The 23,035-nt window shown below is 63.3% G+C and carries 23 protein-coding genes; 11 read left to right on the top strand and 12 right to left on the bottom strand.

The genetic code is table 11. From position 1 onward, the window contains the following. Window positions 1–345: alcohol dehydrogenase catalytic domain-containing protein (locus RID11_RS10615; protein WP_350135600.1), on the bottom strand; the 345-nt coding region annotated here is incomplete at its 3' end. A 135-nt stretch (window positions 346–480) separates the two neighbouring features. On the opposite strand from RID11_RS10615, the gene RID11_RS10610 reads away from it, so the two are divergent. The 3 genes from RID11_RS10610 to RID11_RS10600 all read left to right on the top strand — a co-directional run bounded on the left by RID11_RS10610 (window position 481) and on the right by RID11_RS10600 (window position 2,864). Further along, on the top strand, window positions 481–753 hold the full coding sequence (locus tag RID11_RS10610) for an I78 family peptidase inhibitor (protein ID WP_350138716.1): 273 nt from the start codon (window positions 481–483) through the stop codon (window positions 751–753). 81 nt (window positions 754–834) lie between these two features. Beyond that, on the top strand, window positions 835–2,466 hold the full coding sequence (locus RID11_RS10605) for a Y-family DNA polymerase (RefSeq protein ID WP_350138713.1): 1,632 nt from the start codon (window positions 835–837) through the stop codon (window positions 2,464–2,466). Window positions 2,467–2,516: 50 nt separating this feature from the next. Then, window positions 2,517–2,864, top strand: a complete 348-nt coding sequence (locus RID11_RS10600) for a DUF2794 domain-containing protein (protein WP_350138711.1) — start codon at window positions 2,517–2,519, stop codon at window positions 2,862–2,864. Window positions 2,865–2,884: 20 nt separating this feature from the next. Here the strand turns inward: RID11_RS10600 and RID11_RS10595 are convergent, their stop codons facing one another. From RID11_RS10595 to coxB, 9 genes are all read right to left on the bottom strand, one after another. Beyond that, complete coding sequence (locus RID11_RS10595) at window positions 2,885–3,472, bottom strand: GNAT family N-acetyltransferase (RefSeq protein ID WP_350138709.1); 588 nt, start codon at window positions 3,470–3,472, stop codon at window positions 2,885–2,887. Then, window positions 3,472–4,734 (bottom strand): M16 family metallopeptidase, encoded by a 1,263-nt coding sequence (locus RID11_RS10590; protein ID WP_350138707.1) that lies wholly within the window; start codon window positions 4,732–4,734, stop codon window positions 3,472–3,474. Before RID11_RS10590 ends, RID11_RS10595 begins: the two co-directional genes overlap by 1 nt. Then, a complete protein-coding gene (thrC, locus tag RID11_RS10585) occupies window positions 4,731–6,119 on the bottom strand; it encodes a threonine synthase (RefSeq protein ID WP_350138704.1) in 1,389 nt (462 codons plus the stop codon). Before thrC ends, RID11_RS10590 begins: the two co-directional genes overlap by 4 nt. Next, the gene (locus RID11_RS10580; RefSeq protein WP_350138701.1) at window positions 6,116–6,799 is read right to left on the bottom strand and encodes an SURF1 family protein; all 684 of its coding nucleotides are present in this window, start codon (window positions 6,797–6,799) and stop codon (window positions 6,116–6,118) included. The genes thrC and RID11_RS10580 overlap by 4 nt, the downstream gene beginning before the upstream one ends. A 104-nt stretch (window positions 6,800–6,903) precedes the next feature. Next, on the bottom strand, window positions 6,904–7,704 hold the full coding sequence (locus RID11_RS10575; protein ID WP_350138697.1) for a cytochrome c oxidase subunit 3: 801 nt from the start codon (window positions 7,702–7,704) through the stop codon (window positions 6,904–6,906). Between the two features lie 24 nt (window positions 7,705–7,728). Then, a complete protein-coding gene (locus tag RID11_RS10570) occupies window positions 7,729–8,316 on the bottom strand; it encodes a cytochrome c oxidase assembly protein (RefSeq protein ID WP_350138695.1) in 588 nt (195 codons plus the stop codon). Beyond that, window positions 8,316–8,480, bottom strand: a complete 165-nt coding sequence (locus RID11_RS10565; RefSeq protein ID WP_175477385.1) for a cytochrome c oxidase system small membrane protein — start codon at window positions 8,478–8,480, stop codon at window positions 8,316–8,318. The genes RID11_RS10570 and RID11_RS10565 overlap by 1 nt, the downstream gene beginning before the upstream one ends. Then, entirely contained in the window at window positions 8,477–9,433 is a 957-nt protein-coding gene (gene cyoE / locus RID11_RS10560; RefSeq protein WP_350138691.1) for a heme o synthase, read from the bottom strand. The genes RID11_RS10565 and cyoE overlap by 4 nt, the downstream gene beginning before the upstream one ends. 84 nt (window positions 9,434–9,517) lie before the next feature. Continuing rightward, the gene (gene coxB, locus RID11_RS10555; protein ID WP_350138689.1) at window positions 9,518–10,402 is read right to left on the bottom strand and encodes a cytochrome c oxidase subunit II; all 885 of its coding nucleotides are present in this window, start codon (window positions 10,400–10,402) and stop codon (window positions 9,518–9,520) included. A 205-nt stretch (window positions 10,403–10,607) separates the two neighbouring features. On the opposite strand from coxB, the gene tldD reads away from it, so the two are divergent. Next, on the top strand, window positions 10,608–12,029 hold the full coding sequence (gene tldD, locus RID11_RS10550; protein ID WP_350138685.1) for a metalloprotease TldD: 1,422 nt from the start codon (window positions 10,608–10,610) through the stop codon (window positions 12,027–12,029). 85 nt (window positions 12,030–12,114) lie between these two features. Here tldD and RID11_RS10545 read toward each other — a convergent pair whose 3' ends face one another. Beyond that, window positions 12,115–12,969, bottom strand: coding sequence for a hypothetical protein (locus RID11_RS10545; protein ID WP_350138683.1), 855 nt, complete (start codon window positions 12,967–12,969; stop codon window positions 12,115–12,117). 549 nt (window positions 12,970–13,518) lie between these two features. Here RID11_RS10545 and dprA point away from each other — a divergent pair. The 4 genes from dprA (at window position 13,519) to RID11_RS10525 (ending at window position 18,904) form a co-directional block, all read left to right on the top strand. Further along, window positions 13,519–14,661 (top strand): DNA-processing protein DprA, encoded by a 1,143-nt coding sequence (gene dprA / locus RID11_RS10540; protein WP_350138681.1) that lies wholly within the window; start codon window positions 13,519–13,521, stop codon window positions 14,659–14,661. A gap of 99 nt (window positions 14,662–14,760) precedes the next feature. Beyond that, complete coding sequence (gene topA / locus RID11_RS10535; protein WP_350138679.1) at window positions 14,761–17,397, top strand: type I DNA topoisomerase; 2,637 nt, start codon at window positions 14,761–14,763, stop codon at window positions 17,395–17,397. A gap of 179 nt (window positions 17,398–17,576) precedes the next feature. Continuing rightward, window positions 17,577–18,272: a CoA transferase subunit A gene (locus RID11_RS10530; protein WP_350138676.1), complete on the top strand. Its 696-nt coding sequence runs from the start codon at window positions 17,577–17,579 to the stop codon at window positions 18,270–18,272. 2 nt (window positions 18,273–18,274) lie between these two features. After that, window positions 18,275–18,904, top strand: a complete 630-nt coding sequence (locus RID11_RS10525; protein WP_350138675.1) for a 3-oxoacid CoA-transferase subunit B — start codon at window positions 18,275–18,277, stop codon at window positions 18,902–18,904. A gap of 33 nt (window positions 18,905–18,937) precedes the next feature. Here RID11_RS10525 and RID11_RS10520 read toward each other — a convergent pair whose 3' ends face one another. Further along, window positions 18,938–19,744, bottom strand: a complete 807-nt coding sequence (locus tag RID11_RS10520; RefSeq protein WP_350138673.1) for a lytic transglycosylase domain-containing protein — start codon at window positions 19,742–19,744, stop codon at window positions 18,938–18,940. Between the two features lie 353 nt (window positions 19,745–20,097). Between RID11_RS10520 and RID11_RS10515 the strand changes: the two genes are divergently transcribed. The 3 genes from RID11_RS10515 (at window position 20,098) to RID11_RS10505 (ending at window position 23,035) form a co-directional block, all read left to right on the top strand. Then, complete coding sequence (locus RID11_RS10515) at window positions 20,098–20,325, top strand: Flp family type IVb pilin (protein ID WP_350138670.1); 228 nt, start codon at window positions 20,098–20,100, stop codon at window positions 20,323–20,325. Between the two features lie 244 nt (window positions 20,326–20,569). Then, window positions 20,570–21,439: a Flp pilus assembly protein CpaB gene (gene cpaB / locus RID11_RS10510; RefSeq protein ID WP_350138668.1), complete on the top strand. Its 870-nt coding sequence runs from the start codon at window positions 20,570–20,572 to the stop codon at window positions 21,437–21,439. Between the two features lie 195 nt (window positions 21,440–21,634). Beyond that, on the top strand, window positions 21,635–23,035 hold the full coding sequence (locus RID11_RS10505) for a type II and III secretion system protein family protein (RefSeq protein WP_350138666.1): 1,401 nt from the start codon (window positions 21,635–21,637) through the stop codon (window positions 23,033–23,035).

Genomic DNA, 23,035 nt, shown 5'->3' with positions numbered 1-23,035 from the left:
CTGCCCTTGGGTCGAGCGGATCGCCTGACAGAGGTTGGTCTTGGGATGCAGGCAATAGTCGCATTCGCGGCATTCAGGCGTATAGAGCGGAATGACGTGATCACCCACCTCGAGGCTCGTCACCCCCTCGCCGACCTCGATCACCACACCGGCCCCCTCATGGCCCAGAATGGCCGGGAAAATCCCCTCCGGGTCGTCGCCCGAGCGGGTGAACTCGTCGGTATGACACAGCCCCGTCGCCTTGATCTCCACCAGAACCTCACCCGCCTTCGGGCCGTCCAGCTCAACCTCCATGATCTCCAACGGTTTCCCGGCCTCAACGGCCACGGCAGCACGTGTGCGCATGATCTGTCCTCTCGATTGATTTTCCCTGATTTTGGGCGAAATGCCGCGAGGTTTCAACACAATGTGCGACACCTGCTTGCGCGTGGCCGACGAATGCCGTTCTCTCCGGTCGGGGGCCAGATCGGAGGGCTGGATATGCGTTATATTGTTGTCTTCATGGTCGGAACACTGGCGCTCGCCGCCTGCAAAGCTGACCAGTCACCACCCCCGGACCAAGCTGAAAGCTGCGGCGCAGAGGCCCTGCAGCACCTTGTCGGTCAGCCGCAAGCCGCGCTCGAGGACGAGACGATCAGTGCACCAACCCGCATTCTGCCGCCCGGTGCGATGAGGACAATGGATCACCGCCCCGAGCGCCTGAATGTGGATATCGACGACACCGGCACGATCCTGCGCCTCTGGTGCGGCTGACATCGGGACCGGGCTCAGGGCAGGACTCGACTCCACATAGCTGCCGTTCTAATTTAGAACAAATCATGAACATGTGCTGCCATGCCTGCCCGCCGCATTCTCTCTGTCTGGTTTCCCCGGCTCGGGGCCGAACGTCTCCTGCGTCGCCAGGGCGATGCGGGCGCGCGGCCCTTTGCCGTGGTCGCCGATGACGGTCAGCGGCAGGTGCTCTCCTCGCTCTCGCTTGAGGCCGAGGCGGCAGGGCTGACCCAAGGCCAGCCCCTGCGCGAGGCGCTGGCCCTCTGCCCCGATCTGGCCACCCAAACCCAGCACCGCGCCGCCGAATCCGCCTTCCTGCGCGCGCTCGCCCGCTGGGCGGATCGCTTCTCGCCGCTGGTCGGCGTCGACGGCACCGACGGGCTGCGCCTCGATATCACCGGCTGCGCCCATCTCTTCGGCGGCGAGGCGGCGCTCGTGGACAGCCTGACAGACGAGGCCACGGCCCTCGGCCTGACCACCCGCTGCGGGCTCGCCGATACGCTCGGCGCAGCCTGGGCGCTCGCGCGGTTCGCGGGTCACCGCACCGCACCGGGCCGCTCCGGCGACGCCATCGCGCAAGAGGCCCGCGCCACCCGCTCGCGCGCGGCCAAGCGGCGGCCATGGCAACACACCCGCCCCCAGACCCTAAGCACCTCAAAAATCGCCCCGCCCGGACAGATGCACGCCGCCCTCGCCCCCCTGCCCGTCGCGGCCCTGCGCCTGCCCGAGGCCACGCTGCACGATCTCGGCCGCCTCGGGCTGCGCCGCATCGGTGATCTCATCGGCCAGCCCCGCGCCGGGCTGGGGCGGCGCTTCGGCCCGCATCTCATGCAGCGGCTCGATCAGGCGCTCGGGCTGGTGCCCGAACCGCTCTCGCCCGCCGCCCCGCCGCCGCAGTTCGCCACCCGGCTGAGCCTGCCCGACCCGATCGGCCTGACCGAGGATATCCGCGCCGGGCTCGCGCGGCTGACCGACCGGCTCTGCGCCCGGCTGCGCGAGCAGGGACAGGGCGCGCGCCACCTGCGATTCGAGACGTTCCGCAGCGATGGCAGCCTGCAGGTGCTCGACCTGCGCCTCGCCCGCCCCAGCCACTCAGCTGAGACGATTCTGCCGCTGATGGAGGGCCAGCTTGACCGGCTCGACGCGGGTTTCGGCATCGACGTGATGCGGCTCGAGGCGCGGGTGACAGAACCCGTCGCCGCCCGCCAGCTACGCAGCCCCGAACACGACCCCGAGGCCGGGCACAGCGCGCAGGCGGCACTTGATGACCTCATCACCCGGCTGGGCGGGCGCATCGGGCTCGACGCGATCACCCGCCGCCACCCCGCCGAGAGCCGCATCCCCGAGAAAACCGCCGCCACCCTCGCCGCCGCCTGGTCCGAGCCCGCCTCCGGCCCCTGGCCCGCGCCCGAACATCCCCGCCCGCTGTTGATTTGGCGGCCCGAAGCCCTGCGCGTGCTGGAACCCGCCCGCCCCTGCGCCGCCTTCCACTGGCGCGGGCGCGCGCATCACGTCACCGCCGCCATCGGCCCCGAACGCATCGCCCCGGAATGGTGGTTCGACGACTCCGACTGGCGCAGCGGGCTGCGCGATTACTGGCAGGTCGTCACCACCCGCGGCGAGCGGCTCTGGCTCTTTCAGGCGCATGGCGGCCAGGTCTCTGGCGGCTGGTTCTGTCAGGGGCGGTTTGCGTGAGAGATATGAAATCGCTTGATTCGCGCCGTATTTGACGCAAGTCTGAGAGCATGAGCCTGCATCCCCTCGGCCCCCTCCCCGGCAATCAGCCCCAACCCGAACAGGTGGCATTCCAGCGCGACGAGTTGGGCGTGATCCTGTCGCTTTACGGGCGCATGGTGGCGGCAGGGGAATGGCGCGATTACGGCATTTCCTGCCTGCGCGAGGTGGCGGTCTTCTCGATCTTCCGCCGCACCGCCGAACAACCGCTCTACCGGGTCGAGAAACGCCCCAAGCTGCGCGACAAGCAGGGCCAATACAGCGTCATCGGCATGGATGGCCGGATCCTGAAACGCGGCCATGACCTGCGCACCGTGCTGCGCGTGCTGGAGCGAAAGCTGATCCGCGCGGTCGACTGATCCCCGGAGCCGCCCGCGCCTTATCCCACATCCGTGCGCCCGCGCCGGTCCGGGCGCAGCGCGGCATAAAGAACGTGGGTCCGCCAGCGCCCGTTGATCTGCAAATAGCTTTGCGCGACCCCCTCATACTTGAAGCCGCATTTTTCCAGCAACCCGCGCGAGGCGTGGTTCTCCGGCAGGCAGGCCGCCTCGATCCGGCTCAGGTCCAGCCGGTCAAAGGCGTAATGCACCACCCCCGCAATCGCCTCGCCCATGTAACCCTGCCGCGCATGCGCCTGCCCGATCCAATAGCCCAGCGTGCCCGCCTGCGCCGGGCCACGCCGGATATGATCCAGCGTGATCGCCCCCAACAGCACCTGATCCTCGCGCCGGATCAGGAACAGCGGCAGCGCCGAGCCGCTCGTGATCGACCGCTGCGCCCAGAACACCCGGTTGGAAAACCCCTTGCGCGCCAGATGATCGGCGGCCCAGGCCGGCTCCCACGGCATCAGGAAATCGGCGCTCTGCGCGCGCAGGCTGCTCCACTCCCGGAAATCGCTCATCGCCGGTTGCCGCAGGGTCAGACGCTCGGTCTCGATCCTGAGCTTCCGGCGTGGCAAGAGCAGCATCAGGCCGCACGCCTCGCATTGAGGCTGTCGAGCGTCGGCGATTTCGACACCGGCCCGTAAAGCGCCAGCGCCGAAGGCGCGCGCGTCACCGTGTGTTCGGCCAGACGCCGCACATCCGCCAGCGTCACGCTGTCGATCCGCTCCACCACCTCCGGCAGATCGGGCACCCGGCCCCAGATCTGCAGCATCCGCGCCAGCCGTTCGGCGCGGTTGCTCGGGCTCTCCAGCCCCATCAAGAGCCCCGCCTTCATCTGCGCCCGCGCCCGCTCGACCTCCGCGTCACTCATATCCTCGGCGGCGCGCTTCATCTCGTCCACGGTGATGCCCGCCAGATCGCCCATCTGATCCTCGGAGGTGCCCGCATAGATCGTCATCATGCCGGTATCGGCATAGGCCCCCGCCTGCGCAAAGATCGTGTAGCACAGCCCCCGCCGCTCGCGGATCTCCTGAAACAGGCGCGACGACATCGACCCGCCCAGCGCAGAGGCGTAGATCTGCGCGGTGTAGATATCGGGATGCCCGTATTCGGGGCTCTCGAACGCCAGCGCGAAATGCGCCTGCTCCAGATCCTTGACATGCCGCGTCTCGCCGCCCGCAAACCGCGCCTTGGGCGGCTCTATCGTGTCGCTCGGGATCATGTCGCCATAGGTCGCCTCGGCCATCTTCACCAAGGCGTCATGGTCCACAGCACCTGCCGCCGCCAGCACCATCTGCCCGGGCCGGTAATACTGATCGACGAACCCTTCCAGATCGGGGCGGCCAAAGCCGCGCACCCGCGCCTCGGCGCCCAGAATGGTGCGGCCCAGCGGATGGTTAGGGTAGGCCTGCTCCTGCAACCAGTCAAAGATGATGTCATCGGGCGTATCGGCGGCCTGCCCGATCTCCTGCAGGATCACGCCCCGCTCCACCTCGATCTCGCGCGGATCGAACACCGGGTTGCGCAGGATATCGGCGACCACATCCATCGCCAGCGGCACATCGTCCTTCAACACGCGGGCATAATAGGCGGTCACCTCGCGGCTGGTATAGGCGTTGATATAGCCGCCCACATCCTCGATCGCCTCGGCGATCTGCAAGGCACTGCGCCGCTTGGTGCCCTTGAAGGCCATGTGCTCGAGAAAATGCGCGATGCCGTTCTGCTCGGCCCGCTCATGGCGCGCCCCGGCCATGACCCAGACACCGATAGCCGCCGATTCCAGTCCGGGCATATACTCGCTCGCGATGCGAAATCCGTTCGGCAGCGTGGTCAGTTCTACACTCAATGCGTGATCCGTTCCTTGATCAATGTTTCGATAGCGCCAAGGTCATTGGCAATGCGCGTCACGCGCTCGTCCCGCTCATACAGGTCCGCCATACGCTCGGGCAAGGGGGGGTGAATGCCACTCGCCTCTTCCACCGCTGCCGGAAACTTGGCCGGATGCGCCGTGGCCAGCGTGATCATCGGCACGCCGGGGTTGCGATGCGCCTCGGCCACGTGCACGCCCACGGCGCTATGCGGACAGAGCAACTCGCCGGTGCGGTCCCATGTCTGCCGGATCGTGGCGCGCGTGGCATCCTCGTCGCTGCGCCCGCTCTCAAACGCCTCACGCAGAGCCTGCAACGCGCCCTGACTGACGGAGAATCCCCCGGCCTTCAGCTCGTCCATCACCTGCGCCACGGCCCCGCCATCCTGCCCATAGGCATAATAGAGCGCGCGCTCGAAGTTGGAACTGACCTGAATATCCATCGACGGGCTGATCGACGGGATCACCCCGTCGGGCCGATAGTCCCCGGTGCTCAGGCAGCGATGCAGGATATCATTCTGATTGGTCGCCACCACCAGCCTGTCGATGGGCAACCCCATGCGCCGCGCGATATAGCCCGCGAAGATATCCCCGAAATTGCCGGTAGGCACGGTGAAACTCACCTTGCGGTCCGGCGCGCCGAGGCTGACGGCAGAGGTGAAATAATACACCACCTGCGCCAGCACCCGCGCCCAGTTGATGCTGTTCACACCCGCCAGCCGCACCCCGTCGCGGAACTCGAAATCGTTGAACATGTCCTTCACGCGCGCCTGCGCATCGTCGAAATGCCCGTCGATGGCGAGCGCATGGACGTTGCTCTCACCCGGCGTCGTCATCTGCCGCCGCTGCACCTCGGACACACGGCCATGCGGATAGAGGATGAACACATCCACCGCATCCAGACCCCGAAACGCCTCGATCGCCGCCGACCCGGTATCGCCGGAGGTCGCGCCGACGATGCTCACCCGGCTCCCTGACCGCTTCAGCGAGAATTCGAACATCTGCCCGATCAGCTGCATGGCGAAATCCTTGAACGCCAGCGTCGGGCCGTGGAACAGTTCCAACAGGAAATGCCCGCTATCCAGCTGCTTCAACGGTGCCCGGGCCGCATGGCCGAACCCCGCATAGGCCCGAGCGATGATCCCGCGAAACTCCTCGTCGGTAAAGGCATCGCCGATGAACGGCCGCATCACCCGGAACGCGGCCTCCTCATAGCTCACCCCCTCCAGCGCGCGGATATCCCCGGCGCTCATCACCGGAATGCTCTCCGGCAGATAGAGCCCGCCATCGCGCGCCAGCCCGGTCAGCATCGCCTCTTCAAAGCTCAAGCTTGGCGCACGGCCCCTCGTCGAGATGTATTTCACCGCTGCTGCCCTTTCCCGGATTGGCGCATCCGCCAGATGAAAAAACCGGTCATCGCGGCCCATATGGCGGCCAGCGAAAACCACGTGATCGCGTAACTCAGGTGATCGTTCGGAATCCCGCTCGTGTCTACCGGCAGCGGCGTCACGCCCTGTTCCGGCGGCGACACGTCCCGCGCGATGATCATCAACGGCTCGGTCTCCAGCACCTCCGCCATCTGCGAGATATCCCGGGCGAACCACATGTTGCCCGGCACATCGTTCTCGGGCGTCGAACTCAGCCGGTCATCGGGCCAGTGCAGGTTGCCGACAACACGTCGCTCGCCTTCGGTCTCGGGGATCTCTCCCGCCACCTTGACGAAGCCGCGATCCAGCAGCACCCGCCGCCCCCCGGTCTCGAAGGCCGAGATCACCCGGTATCCCGCGCCCACCTGCTTCTGACTGACCAAGACCCGCAACGCCCGCGCGCCGATCTCACCCGTGGCCTGAACCGGCAGATAGCGGTCGGCCTCGGGGTCCGCTGCCTCGGGCAGCGGCACCGGCGCGGCGGAAATCCGGCCCTCAATCTCGGCCAGCACGCCCTCTTTCCAGGCCAGCCGCTCGACCTGCCACTTGCCCAGCGACACCAGCACCACCACACCGGCAATGCCAAAGATCAGCGGCACCAGAACACTCTTTCGCATGGGTCCCTCTCAAAAGGAAAATGCGGGAGGGCCAAATCCCCCCGCATCTTCATCTTGCCGAAAATACTCGCGCCTGCCGGGCCCGATTTTTCGCCGAAAAATCGTCACCCGCCCCAGACGTAAACCGCAGCGAACAGGAACAGCCAGACCACGTCGACAAAGTGCCAGTACCACGCCGCCGCTTCAAAGCCGACATGCTGCTCGGGCGTGAAATGGCCCTTCATCACCCGGATCAGGCAGACAAACAGAAAGATCGTGCCGATCACCACATGCGCGCCGTGAAAGCCGGTGGCCATGAAGAAGTTGGCCCCGTAGATATTACCCGAAAAGCCGAACGCCGCGTGGCTGTATTCATAGGCCTGGAACACGGTAAAGATCGCACCCAGCGCAATCGAAATGATCAGGCCCCACTTCACGTCGTTGCGGTTGTTCTCATGCACCAGCGCGTGGTGCGCCCATGTCGCCGCACAGCCCGAACACAGCAGGATCAGCGTGTTGATCAGCGGCAGGTGCCAGGGGTCAAAGGTCTCGATCCCCGCCGGCGGCCAGACCGCATCGACCATCGGGGAATTCTCGCCCATCGGATACATGGCATGCTTGAAAAAGCTCCAGAACCACGCCGCAAAGAACATCACCTCGGACATGATGAACATGATGAAGCCATAGCGCAGGCCGATCCGCACCACCGGGGTGTGATCGCCGGTCTCACCCTCATGCACGACATCGGCCCACCAGCCGAACATCACGTAAAGCACACCGATCAGGCCCGCCAAAAGCATCCAGGGCCCGTGATCATGGAAAAACAGAACCGCCCCGAAGAGCATGACGAACCCCGCCAAAGAGCCAAGCAGCGGCCAGATGGAGGGGGGCAGAATGTGGTAATCGTGGTTTTTCGCGTGTGCCATCTTGGTTTTTCCCTCGTCGAAGGCTCAGTTCAGGGTTTTATCGGTTTTCTTGGCAGGCTCAAGCGCCGCCTGCTGGTCGGTCTCGGGCAGGTCGATCTCGTGGAACGTGTAGGACAGGGTGATCGTGTGGATATACTGTCCTTCGCGATCCTCGACAATCTCGGGATCGACATAAAAGGTGACCGGCATCTGTACCCGCTCACCCGGTTGCAGTACCTGCTCGGTAAAGCAGAAGCAGTCGATCTTGGTGAAAAAGCCACCCGCATCATAGGGTGTCACGTTGTAATTGGCGCGCCCCGCCACGACGCGGTCGGTCGGGTTGTAGGCCTCATAGAACGCCAGCCCGGTCTCGCCGATGCGCAATTCCATCTCGCGCTCGACCGGCTTGAACTCCCACGGCATGCCACGCTCACGGCTGGCATCGAACCGGACCTTGATGGTCTGATCGAGGATATCATCGCTCGCCACGTCCGACACGCCGGTCACGCCGCCAAAGCCGGTAACGCGGCAGAACCAGTCATAAAACGGCACCGACGCCCAGGCGAGGCCGCCCATCAGCACCACCACACCCACGGTCTGGGTCAATGTCTTGATCTTCGGATCAAGCGCCATCACTTCCCCTCCTGCTGCTGTGTCGGCACCATGAAATCGTCATCGGTCACCTTGGCCACGGTCAGGCCAAAGATCAGCGCCACAAACCCCGCCAGCACCAGCCCAAGGCCAAGATTGCGGCCAAAGCGGCGCTTGTGCAGCTCATGTTCCTCGCGAAAGCTCATGCCCAACCCCCAAGGCCAAAGCCCGACAGCGCCGCCTCGGCCAGAATGGCGGTGAAATGCGCGAAAAGATACCACAGCGACAGCCGGAAGGCGCGCTTCTCAACCCGGTAATTGTCGGCCTCCGCCTGATCCTCGTCGCGCCGCCAGATCGCCACCGCGTCGCGCAGGAAGAGCGCGTTGAAGACCAGCGCCACGCCCAGATAAACCGGCCCGCCGATACCGGTGAACGCGGCCCCGATCGCCATGATCGCCAGCAACACCGTGTAGACGAGGATATGCATCCGGGTCGACTTGCGGCCATGCGTGACCGTCAACATCGGCACACCCGCCGTGTCATAATCACCCCGCATGAAGAGCGCGAGCGCCCAGAAATGCGGCGGCGTCCACATGAAAATGAGCGCAAACATCAGCACCGACTCGATGCTGACCGTGCCGGTCGCGGCGGCCCAGCCGATCATCGGCGGAAACGCCCCTGCAGCGCCGCCGATCACGATATTCTGCGGCGTCCAGCGTTTGAGGCCGATGGTGTAGATCACCACATAGAAAAAGATGGTAAACGCCAGAATCGCGGCCGCCAGCGCATTCGTGGCCAGCCACAGCATGACAACCGAAAACACCGCCAGCGTGATGCCAAAGGCAAACGCCTCGTCGCGGCTCACCTTGCCCGCCGGAATCGGCCGCTTCGCGGTGCGCTTCATCACCGCGTCGATGTCCGATTCCCACCACATGTTGAGCGCGCCCGCCGCACCGCCGCCCACGGCAATGAACAGGATCGCAGCCAGCCCGACCACCGGATGCACCGCCACCGGGGCAGCAAGCAGCCCGACCAGCGCGGTGAACACCACCAGCGTCATCACCCGCGGCTTCAGGAGCGCGAAGAAATCGCGAAACCCGGCCTCGCCGGTCTGCGCGGCGGCGGCTTGGCTGGCTGTGTTCAGGCTGGCATCGCTCATTTCGGTCTCCTGTCAGGCGGCGCATCGGCGCGCCCGCCCGGCGGGGTCATTTCGGGCGCGCCGCTGCGGCGCGCCCGGCTCACGTCACTCGGCAGCAGCCACCTCAACGGCGCGCGGCGTACCGGCATATTCCTCGATCGCCCCGTCGAGCCATTGGTCATACTCGTCCTGGCTCACCACCTTGACGGTGATCGGCATATAGGCATGCGCCTGCCCGCAAAGCTCCGAACACTGGCCGAAATAGACGCCTTCCTTCTCGGCCTCGAACCACAGTTGCGCCAGACGCCCCGGCACCGCATCCTGCTTCACGCCAAAGGCGGGGATCGTCCAGCTATGGATCACGTCCGCGCCGGTCACGGTCATCACCACGGTCTTGCCCACCGGCACGACCACGGCAGTATCGGTCGCCAGCAGGAACTCGTCGCGGCTATAGCCCGCCTCGACCAGCTGTTCCTCGACCTCGGGCGTCAGGCGATTGTCGCCCCCGGTCGCCGGAGAGCCGATCATGTAGCTGTCAAAGGCAAACTCGTGATCGGTATACTCATAGCCCCAGTACCACTGATAGCCGGTCACCTTGATGTTGATGTCACCCTCAGGAATTTCCTGCTGCTTGAACAGGATCGGCAGCGAGAACGCCCCGATGAACACCAGGATGACAATCGGGATGATCGTCCAGGCAATCTCCAGCGGCGAATTGTGGGTGAACTTCGCCGGGGTCGCATTGGCGCGGCGGTTGTACCGCACCGCCGCAAGCGCCAGCAGCGCGGTCACGAACAGCACGATGGCGATGATGATCACGTTGATCATCCCGTCCAGCCATTGCAGATCGCGCGCCAGTTCGGTCGCGGCCGGCTGAAAGCCCATCTTGCCCTGCTCGGGCTTGCCGACGATCTCAAGACCTTCCTGCGCGGCGGCAGGAAGGGTGGAAAGGGCGGCCAGAACGGCCAGAAGGCTGGAAGTTAGTCGCATTTTACACCCTGATCGGTTGAAGCGGTTCATGTCTTTATGGCAGGTCTTGCGCCGCATGCGGCGGAATCCCGTTGTCTTGGTGCTGTCTAAAACCATATTCTGCCGCAAACGACAAGAAAGAGCATTGCGGCAAACGGACGCTTTTTTTGATCTGGATCAAATCGGCACGGCCCCCGCTCTGCGCCATCATATAGGACCCGCCCCCATGAATGACACCGCCTTTCGCCCCTTCGACAGCCTGCTTGACCGGGATGCGGCGCTGTCGCACCTGCAAGAGGCCACGCGCGGCGCCGATGACGGAGAGCTCTTTCTCGAACGCCGCCGCGCCGAGGGGCTGAGTTTCGACGATGGCCGGGTCAAGACCGCCTCCTACGACGCCTCCGAGGGTTTCGGCCTGCGCGCCGTGCGCGGCGAGGTCACCGGCTACGCCCATTCCTCAGAGGTCAACGACGCCGCCCTCAAGCGCGCCGTCGAGACCGCCCGCCTCGCCGTGGGCGACGGCGGCGGCACTCTCGCCGCCGCCCCCGCCCGCACCAACCGCCACCTCTACACCGATGACGACCCGATTGCCGGGGCGTCCTTCCCGGTCAAGCTCGACACTCTGCGCGAGATCGACGCCTTCGCCCGCGATCTCGACCCCCGCGTCGTGCAGGTCACCGCCTCCATCGCCGCCTCGTTGCAAGAGGTGGTGATCCTGCGCCCCGACGGCACAGAGGTGGGCGACATTCGCCCAATGACCCGCGTCAACGTCTCGGTGATCGTCGAACAGGACGGCCGCCGCGAGAACGGCAGCGCCGGGGGTGGCGGGCGCATTGGCCTCGACGGCCTGCTGATGCCCGCCGACTGGCAGGCCAAGACCCGCGAGGCGCTGCGCATCGCGCTGGTGAACCTTTCCGCCGAGGCCGCCCCCGCAGGCGTGATGGACGTGGTCCTCGGCCCCGGCTGGCCCGGCATCCTGCTGCACGAGGCGATCGGCCACGGCCTTGAGGGCGATTTCAACCGCAAGGGCTCCTCGGCCTTCGCCGGTCTTATGGGGAGCCGCATCGCCGCCCCCGGCGTCACCGTGCTTGATGACGGCACAATCCCCGACCGGCGCGGCTCGCTCACCATCGACGATGAGGGCACCCCCTCGGCCCGCAATGTCCTGATCGAGGACGGCATCCTTGTGGGCTACATGCAGGACCGCCAGAACGCCCGCCTGATGGGGGTCAACCCCACCGGCAACGGCCGCCGCGAGAGCTACGCCCACGCCCCCATGCCGCGCATGACCAACACCTACATGCTGGGCGGCGACGCCACGCCGGGCGATCTTGTGGCGGAAATGAAGGACGGCATCTACGCCGTCGGCTTCGGCGGCGGGCAGGTCGACATCACCAACGGCAAGTTCGTCTTTTCGTGCACCGAGGCCTACCGCGTCAAAAACGGCCAGATCGGCGCGCCCGTCAAAGGCGCCACCCTGATCGGCGACGGCGCCACCGCCCTGCAACAGATCCGGGGCCTCGGCAACGACATGGCCCTCGACCCCGGCATGGGCAATTGCGGCAAGGCCGGGCAATGGGTGCCGGTGGGCGTGGGTCAACCCACGGTGCTGATCGGCGGGCTGACGGTGGGAGGATCTGCGGCGTAGGGGGGAAGTGACACGGTACCGCAGCTCACTTTATTATCGGCATTGCCTGCGATGAGCGGGGAGAACGGAGCAGTGGTAGCAAAGTTCACTCTTTGCCGTAGGCGCGGTTGATCAGGTCCTTAGCCTCAGGCAGCTCAAACTTCATAAAAGTTCTTCCGGCATCGATCAAAATTGGTGGACCCGGTAAACTTGGACAAACACTGAGTAACAGGTGCCCAAGAGCTTCTGACGAAAAAACAATTGCCATCATGATCCAATTCGTTGTTTCAGCAAGTCCTTTTTCGGGTGTGCCGTCTCGTGGCTGATCAGAGTAAAGAATCGTCGAAAGGTAACTACCATGAACAATTTCGGATGATAATGAATACCCCGCTTGCTCTACCGACTGAAAATGTAGTCCCGCTCTCTTGCTGACATTACCGATGATCTCGCAGCGTTCAGATCGATCGTGCTCAAATTCTCGGACTCTCTTGGCTTTCTTGAAGTATTCCAACGCCTCAACAACTTCTTTGGCTTCTCGTGAAACCTTCAAACTGCCGGGAATTACCTCTTGGTAACCGCCAGCGGAGAACAGTCTCTTCTGGTTTTTGAAAACACTGTAGACGGCATAATGGATCGCTTGCTTTGCCGCAGCACCATCATCCGACAAGACATATGCAGCCGAGAGCAGTCTCTCATAGTACATCCTTGTTAAGGGGAGCGCGTAAGGCAGCCTTATTGATTGTTCCTTTATGAGCTCAGGTAAGATTGTACCAACTCCACAGGCTGAATGGATCAACCGAACAGCCACTCGGAATTGATCTTCACTTATCGACCTATTGCGCTGGCTCTCTAATGTAAGCTCAACAGAAACGCGGTTTAGGACAAAGAGTATGATGTCGATAAGTTGAGAACACTCTTCCGACTCGTTGGTGGGATTTGTTTGAAAATGAACTTTTTCCACGCATCTTCTCCAGTAGCGAATAAACAGGCGACATTGGCTTCGGTCTCGCGGGTTGCTTCAAAAGTCCCATTCGTCACTACCATCTACCATGCCTTTCATACCATCCGCCGAGGGGCGGAGAACATCCAGTATTACGAACCGCAGGTCCATCCCACCAACCGGGCCACCCAAGCCCCCCCTTTCACCTTTCCCAAAATACTCACATCCCCCCACCCAAGCCGGGCCACCCCGCCCGCCTTCATCTTGCCAAAAATATCCAAATCCCGCTCGGGGCCGCCCGGCACACCCCTTGCCATCCCGTGCCCGCACCGCGCGCCCCGGTCACACCCGGCCCCTGTCAGCCCCGCCCGCATCCGCCACCGACGCGATACCGACAGGATACCGACGCGATACAGACACCAGCCATCTCCCAACCACAAAAATAATTAACCCCATATCTCAACAACTTAGACGAAAAACCCGAAAAACCTGCGACTCACCCGATTTCGGTTTACCGGGCATTAACCTTGCCCGCGCTATCCATGATCCTGCAAGCAGGCGAGGTCACGGATGCCCGAGGATACACATCCTTCCACTCACCCCCCACTCCCACCCACCACGGAAGATGATTGGGTGTCATGGCTTCGCCTCTTGCGCTCCCGCCGGGTCGGCCCGGCAACCTTTCACCGGCTGATCTCCGAACACGGCACCGCCCAGGCGGCGCTCAACGCCCTCCCCGAGGTCGCCCGCGCCGCCGGTGTCACCGACTACACCCCCTGCCCTGTGGGCGTCGCCGAGGCCGAATTGCGCGCCGGAAAAACGGCGGGCGCGACCATGCTCACGCACGCAGATGCCAACTATCCCAAGGCCTTACGCGATCTGCCCGACGCCCCGCCCGTCCTCTGGGTGATGGGCGATCTTACAGTTCTCGACCGCCCGATGATCGCCCTCGTCGGCGCGCGCAACGCCTCCTCGCTCGGCACCCGCATGGCCCGCGCATTGGCCGCAGAACTCTCCGAACAGGGCTATACCATCGTCTCCGGCCTCGCCCGCGGCGTCGATACCGCCGCCCATCTGGCCAGCCTCAAGGGCGGCACCGTGGCCGTCATGGCCGGCGGCGTCGACGTGATCTATCCCGCCGAAAACACCCCCCTTGCCGCCGATATCCTCAAGACCGGCCTGCGGCTCTCCGAACAGCCCCTCGGCCTCATCCCCCAGGCCCGCCACTTCCCCAGCCGCAACCGCCTGATCAGTGGATTGGCACATGCTGTGGTCGTGGTCGAGGCCGCAACTAAATCCGGGTCCCTGATCACCGCTCGCACCGCTCTCGATCAGGGCCGCGAGGTGCTCGCCGTGCCCGGCCACCCCATCGACGCCCGCGCCAGCGGGTGCAACATGCTGATCCGCGACGGCGCCACACTGGTGCGCAGCGCCGCCGATGTGATCGAGGCACTGCCATCTGACAAGCCACAGGAAACACAGGCGGAAATGCCTCTGGAAGCCAAACCGGAACCCGCCCCTCGCAGCCTGCGCAACACCGCCGCCCTGCATCAGCAGATCCTGCAACGCCTCGGCCCCTCGCCCCTGGCCGAGGATCAACTGATCCGCGACCTCGGTGCACCGGCACGCAGCGTAGCCCCGGTACTGGTCGATCTCGAACTCGACGGTCGCATCACCCGCCAACCCGGCGGCTTGCTCTGCCTCGCCCGCTGACCCCGCGTCGGCAGGTCACAAGGGCCACATTGACAATTCCCCTTGCCAGCCCACATGTTGCGCCGCCATAAGCCTCGACCTGAGTCGGAAGGAGTGTCCATGCCCGTTGTCGTTGTCGAATCGCCCGCCAAAGCCAAGACGATCAACAAGTATCTGGGCGACGGCTACACGGTTCTGGCAAGCTATGGTCACGTCCGCGACCTGCCCCCCAAGGACGGCTCGGTCGATCCCGAAAACGGCTTTGACATGACATGGGAGGTGGGGGCCGACAGCCGAAAGCACGTCAAGGCCATCGCCGACGCGCTCAAGGATGACAACGCCCTCATTCTCGCCACCGACCCCGACCGCGAGGGCGAGGCGATCAGCTGGCATCTCGAGGAAACCCTGCGCAAGCGCAAGGCGATCAAGAAGGACACGCCGGTCAGCCGCGTGGTGTTCAACGCGATCACCAAGACGGCCGTCACCGAGGCGATGAAGAACCCCCGGCAGGTCGATGCGCCGCTGGTCGAGGCGTATCTCGCGCGCCGCGCGCTCGATTATCTCGTTGGCTTCAACCTCTCCCCGGTGCTCTGGCGCAAGCTGCCCGGCGCGCGCTCGGCGGGCCGTGTGCAGTCGGTCTGCCTGCGCCTCATCGTCGAGCGCGAGATGGAGATCGAGGCGTTCAATGCGCGCGAATACTGGTCCGTGAAGGCGCTGCTCGCCACGCCGCGCGGTCAGGAGTTCGAGGCGCGGCTGGTGACACTCGCTGGCAAAAAGCTCGACAAGTTCGATCTGGAGAACGCGACACAGGCCGAAATGGCCGTACAGGCCGTGGCCTCACGCGCTCTGACAGTAACCTCGGTCGAGGCCAAGCCCGGCACCCGCAACCCCTCGGCCCCGTTCATGACATCGACCCTGCAACAGGAGGCGAGCCGCAAGTTCGGCATGGGCGCCAAGCAATGCATGAGTGCCGCGCAGCGTCTCTATGAGGCGGGCTACATCACCTATATGCGGACCGACGGCATCGACATGGCCCCCGAGGCTGTGATGTCCGCGCGCGACGCGATCAAGGACCGCTACGGCGAAGACTACCTTCCCAAAAGCCCGCGGATGTACAAGAACAAGGCCAAGAACGCGCAGGAAGCACATGAATGCATCCGCCCCACCGAGATGACGCGTGACGCGGGCAAGATCAAGAGCACCGACGCAGATCAGCGCAAGCTCTACGATCTGATCTGGAAGCGCACGCTCGCCTGCCAGATGGCCGCCGCGCGGCTGGAGCGCACGACGGTCGAGATCGGCAGCGAAGACGGTCAGGTTGGCTTGCGCGCCACCGGGCAGGTCATGCTCTTCGACGGCTTCCTCAAGGTCTATGAAGAGGGGCGCGACGATGTCGTGGGCGACGAGGACGACCGCCGCCTGCCGCAGATCATGCAGGGCGACAAGGCGGTCTTCGCCAAGTCCTCGCTGCGTGCCGAATTCGCCAAGGCGCAGGACGGGGCCGAGAACCCAGCTGCCGTGATGTCAGACAATGAATCCGTCCTCAGCCTGCAACATTTCACCCAGCCCCCGCCCCGCTATACCGAGGCGACGCTGGTCAAGAAGATGGAAGAGCTGGGCATCGGTCGCCCCTCGACCTATGCCAGCGTGCTGGGCACGATCCAGGATCGCGAATATGTCCGCAAGGAGCAGAACCGCCTCTACCCAGAGGACAAGGGGCGGATCGTCACGATCTTCCTGATCAACTTCTTCCGCAAATATGTGGGTTATGAATTCACCGCCAATCTTGAAGAAGACCTCGACCGCGTGAGCGCGGGCGAGGCGGATTATAAGGACATCCTCTCACGCTTCTGGCGCGATTTCTCGGCGGCCATCGCCGAAACCTCGGAGCTCAGGATCTCAGAAGTGCTCGATGTGCTCGACGACGCGCTCGCCCCGACGCTCTACCCAGCTCGCGAAGATGGCGGCGACCCGCGCCAATGCCCGCTCTGTGGTACTGGGCAGTTGCATTTGAAAACGTCCCGCTCGGGCGGCTTCGTGGGCTGTGGCAATTACCCCGAATGCCGCTACACCCGTCCCATCGGCGGGGACGCGGCGGAAAACGGCGACCGGATCCTGGGCGAAGACGAAGACGGCAATGAGATTTCCCTGCGCTCGGGCCGGTTCGGCCCCTATGTGCAACGCGGTGAGGCCACCGAAGAGAACAAGAAGCCCGACCGCGCCAGCCTGCCCAAAGGGTGGAAGGCCGAGGAAATGACGCTGGAAAAGGCGCTGACCCTGTTGAGCCTGCCGCGCGAGGTGGGCGAGCACCCCGAGGGCGGTACGATCAAATCGAATTTCGGTCGGTTCGGCCCCTATATCATGCATCAGGGCCCCGAGGATGCGAAGCCGGTCTATGCCAATCTCAAGGATCCGGCGGATGTGTTCGAGATCGGCATGAACCGCGCGGTGGAACTCTTGGCCGAAAAGCGCGCCAATCCCGGCGGGCGCGGGCGGGCGGCGGCCAAGCCGCTGCGCGATCTCGGCGAGCATCCCGGCGAGGGTGGCCCGATCCACATCATGGACGGGCGCTTTGGCCCTTATGTCAAATGGGGCAAGGTCAATGCGACGCTGCCCAAGGACGTGCAGCCCGATGATGTGACCTCAGAGATGGCGGTCGAACTCATCGCCGAGAAGTCGGCGAAAAAAGGCAAGCCCCGCAAGACGGCGAAAAAGCCTGCCGCCAAGAAGCCCGCCACTCGCAAGAAAACCGGCTGACGCAGGGCGAGCCCGGAATCTTGGAAAGATTTCTGTCCGCGTTCTTTGCAAGAACGCGATTTCTTCCAGCGTCTACGTAGTAATCCCTATTTCGTGGCATTTGGCCGCCGCCCCGCGTTGACTCCACCCCGCGATCCGCCTGATACCGGGGACGATCAAGCTTCAGGAGGAGTTTCGCAATGAACAAGGTCTATGGCTCGGCCGCCGAGGCGCTGGACGGGCTGCTATTCGACGGGATGACGATTGCGGCGGGGGGCTTTGGCCTCTGCGGCATACCCGAATTGCTGTTGCAGGCGATCAAGGAGGCGGGCACGCAGAATCTGACCTTTGCCTCCAACAATGCGGGCGTTGACGATTTCGGCATCGGCATCCTGTTGCAGACCAAGCAGGTCAAGAAGATGATGTCGTCCTATGTCGGTGAAAATGCCGAATTCATGCGACAGTATCTGAGCGAAGAGCTCGAGCTCGAATTCAACCCGCAAGGCACACTGGCCGAGCGCATGCGCGCCGGCGGCGCGGGCATCCCGGGATTCTACACCAAGACCGGGGTCGGCACTCAGATTGCCGAGGGCAAGGAGCACAAGGACTTTGACGGCGAGACCTATATTCTGGAGCGCGGCATCTTTGCCAACCTCTCGATCGTCAAGGCGTGGAAGGCCGACACCACCGGCAACTGCATCTTCCGCAAGACCGCGCGCAACTTCAACCCGCCCGCCGCGATGTGCGGCAAGACCTGCATCATGGAAGTCGAGGAAATTGTCGAGCCCGGCGCGCTCGACCCCGACAACATCCATCTGCCCGGCATCTACGTGCATCGCCTGGTTCAGGGCGAACACGAGACGCGCATCGCACACCGCACTGTGACGGAGGCCTGATCATGCCCTGGGATCGCAAACAGCTGGCCGCGCGCGCGGCGCGGGAACTCGAGGACGGTACCTATGTCAATCTCGGGATCGGCATCCCGACGCTGGTGCCCAATTACATCCCCGAGGGCGTGCATGTCACGCTGCAATCGGAAAACGGGATGCTGGGCATGGGGCCGTTTCCGGTCTCGGGCACCGAGGATCCGGATCTCATCAACGCGGGCAAGCAGACCATCACCGAACTGCCCCATACCAGCTATTTCGACAGCGCCATGTCCTTCGGCATGATCCGTGGCGGCAAGATCGCGATGGCGATCCTCGGTGCGATGGAAGTGGCCGAGAACGGTGATCTGGCGAACTGGATGATCCCCGGCAAGCTGGTGAAGGGCATGGGCGGCGCGATGGATCTGGTCGCGGGCGTGCGCCGCGTGGTGGTGGTGATGGACCACACCAACAAGCATGGCGACAGCAAGCTGCTGAAAGAATGCACGCTGCCGCTGACCGGCACCGGGGTGGTCAACCGGATCATCACAAACCTGGGTGTGTTGGATGTGGTCGAAGGTGGGCTCAGGATCGTCGAGACCGCCGAGGGCGTGAGCGAGGATGACATTCGCGCCGCCACCGAGGCGACCATCGTCAACTGACGGGGCGGCCCGGCCCTCGCGGGGCCGGGCCATCTAATCCGACGCGAGGGTCAGGGCGCAGGCGTCGGTGATCAACTCCGGCCGCGTCTTGCACAAACCGCGTGCCACCTCGTAGGCCGCAAGCACCTTTGGGATGTAATCCCGCGTCTCGGCGAACGGCGGCACGCCCGCATGCGATTTCACCGCGTTCTCGCCCGCATTGTAGCCAGCAAGTGCAAGCAGCACGTCTCCACCGAATTCCCCGATCAGCCAGTCGAGATAGGCAACCCCACCCCTGATGTTGTCTCCGGCCTCGAACACATCGGTAACACCGAACCGTGCTGCGGTGTCGGGCATGAGTTGCATGAGACCCTGCGCGCCTGCGCTGCTAACGGCTTCGGAGGTGCCCGAGGATTCGATCGCAATCACTGCTAGGACGAGGGCAGGAGAGACGCGGGTGCCAATGGTCGCGCGCAGGATATGCGCACCGTTGTCGCGCGCCACCCGCTGGATAGCCTGCAACCGTGGGGCCGCGACCCCTTTACCCTCAGGCGGGCGAGACAGGTGCTTCGTGGCGGCGGCGAGGCGCGTTGCGGCGTCGGTCTCAATCTGCCACGGTACCGCCTCCCAGAACCAGGCGTGCCGCGCCTGTTGAAGTGGCGCGTCCGCCTTGGGTGCCGGCCGGACCGTACCCGCGTTATCCTCAGGCGTGATCTGCACGAGTGGTTTGCGCCGCTCGCCTGGCTTCGGGGCCTTTTCGCGCTTGAAGGTAAAGTCCGGGAAAGCTGGCGCACCCTCGCCCCGTGCATCATGGCCCGCCACAAGGCATATCGCCACCACAGTCAGGATAAGGCTCTTCATCTGGGCTCTGCTCTGCCTCTCATTGATTGGTGAAAGGATCGCAAAAATCGATGCGCAACGCCAGTATTGTCTTTGATTGCGAGGAATGGTCTGGCGATTTGACGCCACATTTTGCACCCTATGCGTGTTCATCGTTGCATCTATGCTTTTTTATTTGTTAAATTTCATATGGTTGCCGGAACTCTAACAAAAATCTTAATATTCACGAAAATGGCTTTAATGCCGCCAAAATCCCGCCTGATTTGCTTGGCTATATGCAATCACACCACGACGGCAGCGGGCCATTAAAAATGAACGGGTCCAAAACCGGGGTGATGTGAAAACTGAGCAAATGATCCTTTGGAGGGACCAAAATGAACACCTTTATCCAGAACTTCCTGAAAGACGAAGACGGCGCCGTTACGGTTGACTGGGTCGTGCTGACCGCAGCAGTCGTGGGCCTGGGCATCGCCGGCGTGACCGCCGTGAACAACGGCATCGGCACGCTCGCCGGTTCGATCGGTAACGAAGTGGGCGGCATCACTGTTGACGCCCCCGACAACCTCGGCTTCACCGGTGCCGCAGCGACGACAGGCGGCTAATAGCCCCTTGGTGCATCAGGGTGGATATCGCGTCGCGTGACACGCCCCCGATGACCACGGTCTGACAAGACCACAGATGACCGCAGTTGCCTTGGGCTCTGCGGTCATTTGCGTTTGCAATACCGGGTGCTCGGCACGATTAGGCCAATGCACCTCCCTCATTTCGCCACATTGGGACGTTAACAAAGCTTGATGAGGGCACGCTGTCAGGGCATGCGCTTCTTTTGGACGAGAGGGATACACCATGCGTATGGTATTCGGATTGGTACTGGTTCTGGGCCTCGGGCTCGCGGGCTTTGCCGCATACATGGCGAAAACCTATATAGAAGGGTATCAGCGTCAGCTGGCCATCGAACGGCAGCAGCGCGCGCCCAACATCGAAACGGTGGATGTCTATGTCGCCGCGCGCCCGCTCGCCTTTGGCGAGAAATTGCGCGAGAAGGATGTGCGCCTGGTTGCCTATCCCAAGACCGCCCTGCCAGAGGGCGTATTCACCAAGCCCGAGCAATTGTTCATCCCCGGGGCCGGGATGGAGCGCGAAGTCTTGCGCAGCATGATCGAGCGCGAGGTGGTCCTTCCGATGAAGGTGACAAAACCCGGTGAGGACGCAGGCATCACCTCGCGCCTCGATGCGGGTATGCGCGCCTTTGCCATCAAGGTGGATGCGACAACCGGCGTATCTGGCTTCTTGCGACCAGGGGATCTGGTTGACGTCTACTGGACCGGTTCGGTCGGCAAGGGAAATGTACGAACCGAAGGGGATTCCTCGGGCGAGGTGACCAAACTGATCGAAACCCGAATGAAGATCATCGCCGTGGATCAGAACGCCGATATGGACAGCGCAGAGGCCCGCGTTGCCCGCACAGTGACCGTGTCCGCCACACCGCAAGAGGTTGCAGCGCTTGCTCAGGCACAATCGACCGGACGCCTTGCCCTGTCGCTCGTGGGCGCGCTGGACGAGTCCCTTTCCGAAGTGATCGAGGTCGATCAGCGGCGCCTGCTTGGGCTGCAGGCACAGGTCGTGGAAGAACCGGAACCCGAAGCAGCCCGCTGCACAGTACGTACAAGACGCGGCGCAGAGGTCATCGAAACACCCATCCCCTGTACGAACTGATAGGTTTGCTGCATGTCCGGAGAAGGGCGGCCGGACGGCCGCCCTTTCTCATTGCGACGTCAATACGCAACACAAGCGACAAAAAACGTGAAAATCGTATTGATTCTTGCAAAATTCGCGAAACTGCCTCAGAGTGCATGCAAATTCAGGCGTCAAGACCTGAGAAAATGAGGCGTGATCGGAAAGGCAGGTCACATGAAAATGAGAAATTACGCAATCGCCGCCCTATTCGGGCTGGCAGTAGGCGCGAGTCCGCTTGCGACCGTAGCGCAGGCGCAAGACGTGCGTGTCCTGCGCGGCGGCGCAACAAGCAACCTCAGTGTTTCAATGAGCCGCGCAGTTGTCGTCGAAAGCGAAGTCCCGTTCGCGGAACTCAGCATCGCCAATCCGGCGATCGCCGATTTCTCAACCCTGTCGGATCGCACCATCTATGTTCTCGGCAAGGCACCTGGGCGCACCACGCTGAGCCTGTTCGACGGAACGGGACAACTTATCACGAACATAGAAGTTCATGTCAGCACTGATATTTCCGAATTCAAGGAACGCCTGCGGCAAATCCTTCCCGGAGAGCAGATCGAAGTGCGCACCGCCAATGACGGCATCGTCCTGTCAGGCACGGTGTCAAGTGCAGGCCGTTTGGAACGCGCTTTGGAACTGGCCGAGCGCTACGCGCCCGAACGGGTATCGAACCTGATGTCGGTCTCCGGCAAGCAGCAGGTAATGCTCAAGGTGCGCTTTGCGGAGATGCAGCGCAACGTCGCCAAATCTCTGAGCGCCGCCCTTTCGGTGAGCAATCTCACCAACAGCGGCGTTTTTGGAGCAATCGAGTCCGGCAACCTTATTGCCAACAGCACGCCGCCCATAACATTGCAATCCTCGTCTCAGGCCGGTCTTTTCCTGGGGCTGGATATCGGGTCTACCGAACTAGGCATCCTCCTTGAGGCCTTCGAGCAAAAAGGCATCGTGAGAACACTCGCTGAACCGAACCTGACCGCCCTCTCCGGACAACAGGCGAAATTTCTTGCCGGTGGCGAGTTTCCGATCCCGGTTGCGCAGGATAACGATACGACCGCCATCGAATTCAAACCTTTTGGCGTCGAGTTGAATTTCATTCCACGTGTTCTCGAGGAAAACGTCATCAACCTTGAAATGGCGGCGGCCGTGTCCTCTATCGACTCTGCAAACTCAATCACAACCAACGGAATTAACGTCCCGGCCTTCCGCCGTCGCGATACCTCGACCACGGTCTCGCTGCGCGACGGCGAGAGCTTTGCGATTGCAGGCCTTTTGCAGGACGATTTCCGTGACAGTAACGCGCAGGTGCCCTGGCTCGGTGACATTCCGGTGCTTGGTGCCTTGTTCCGCAGCGCAGAATACAATCGCTCGCAAACGGAACTGGTTATCATCGTCTCCGCGCATCTCGTTTCGCCCACACGGGGCGAGGCACTCGCACTGCCGACGGACCGGGTGAAACTGCCGACAGAGGCAGACCTGTTCCTGAACGGTCGTGTCGCGCGCGGTGCGAAACAGAGCGGCGCAGTCGGCGAGGTTGCCAAGCAGGACTTCACCGGCTCTTATGGCTACGTGATGGACTAG

This window comes from Roseovarius sp., from assembly GCF_040219995.1.
Classification (GTDB): Bacteria; Pseudomonadota; Alphaproteobacteria; order Rhodobacterales; family Rhodobacteraceae; genus Roseovarius.
The sequence above is the reverse complement of the archived record's forward strand: the minus strand, read 5'-3'. Positions and strand labels throughout refer to the sequence as shown.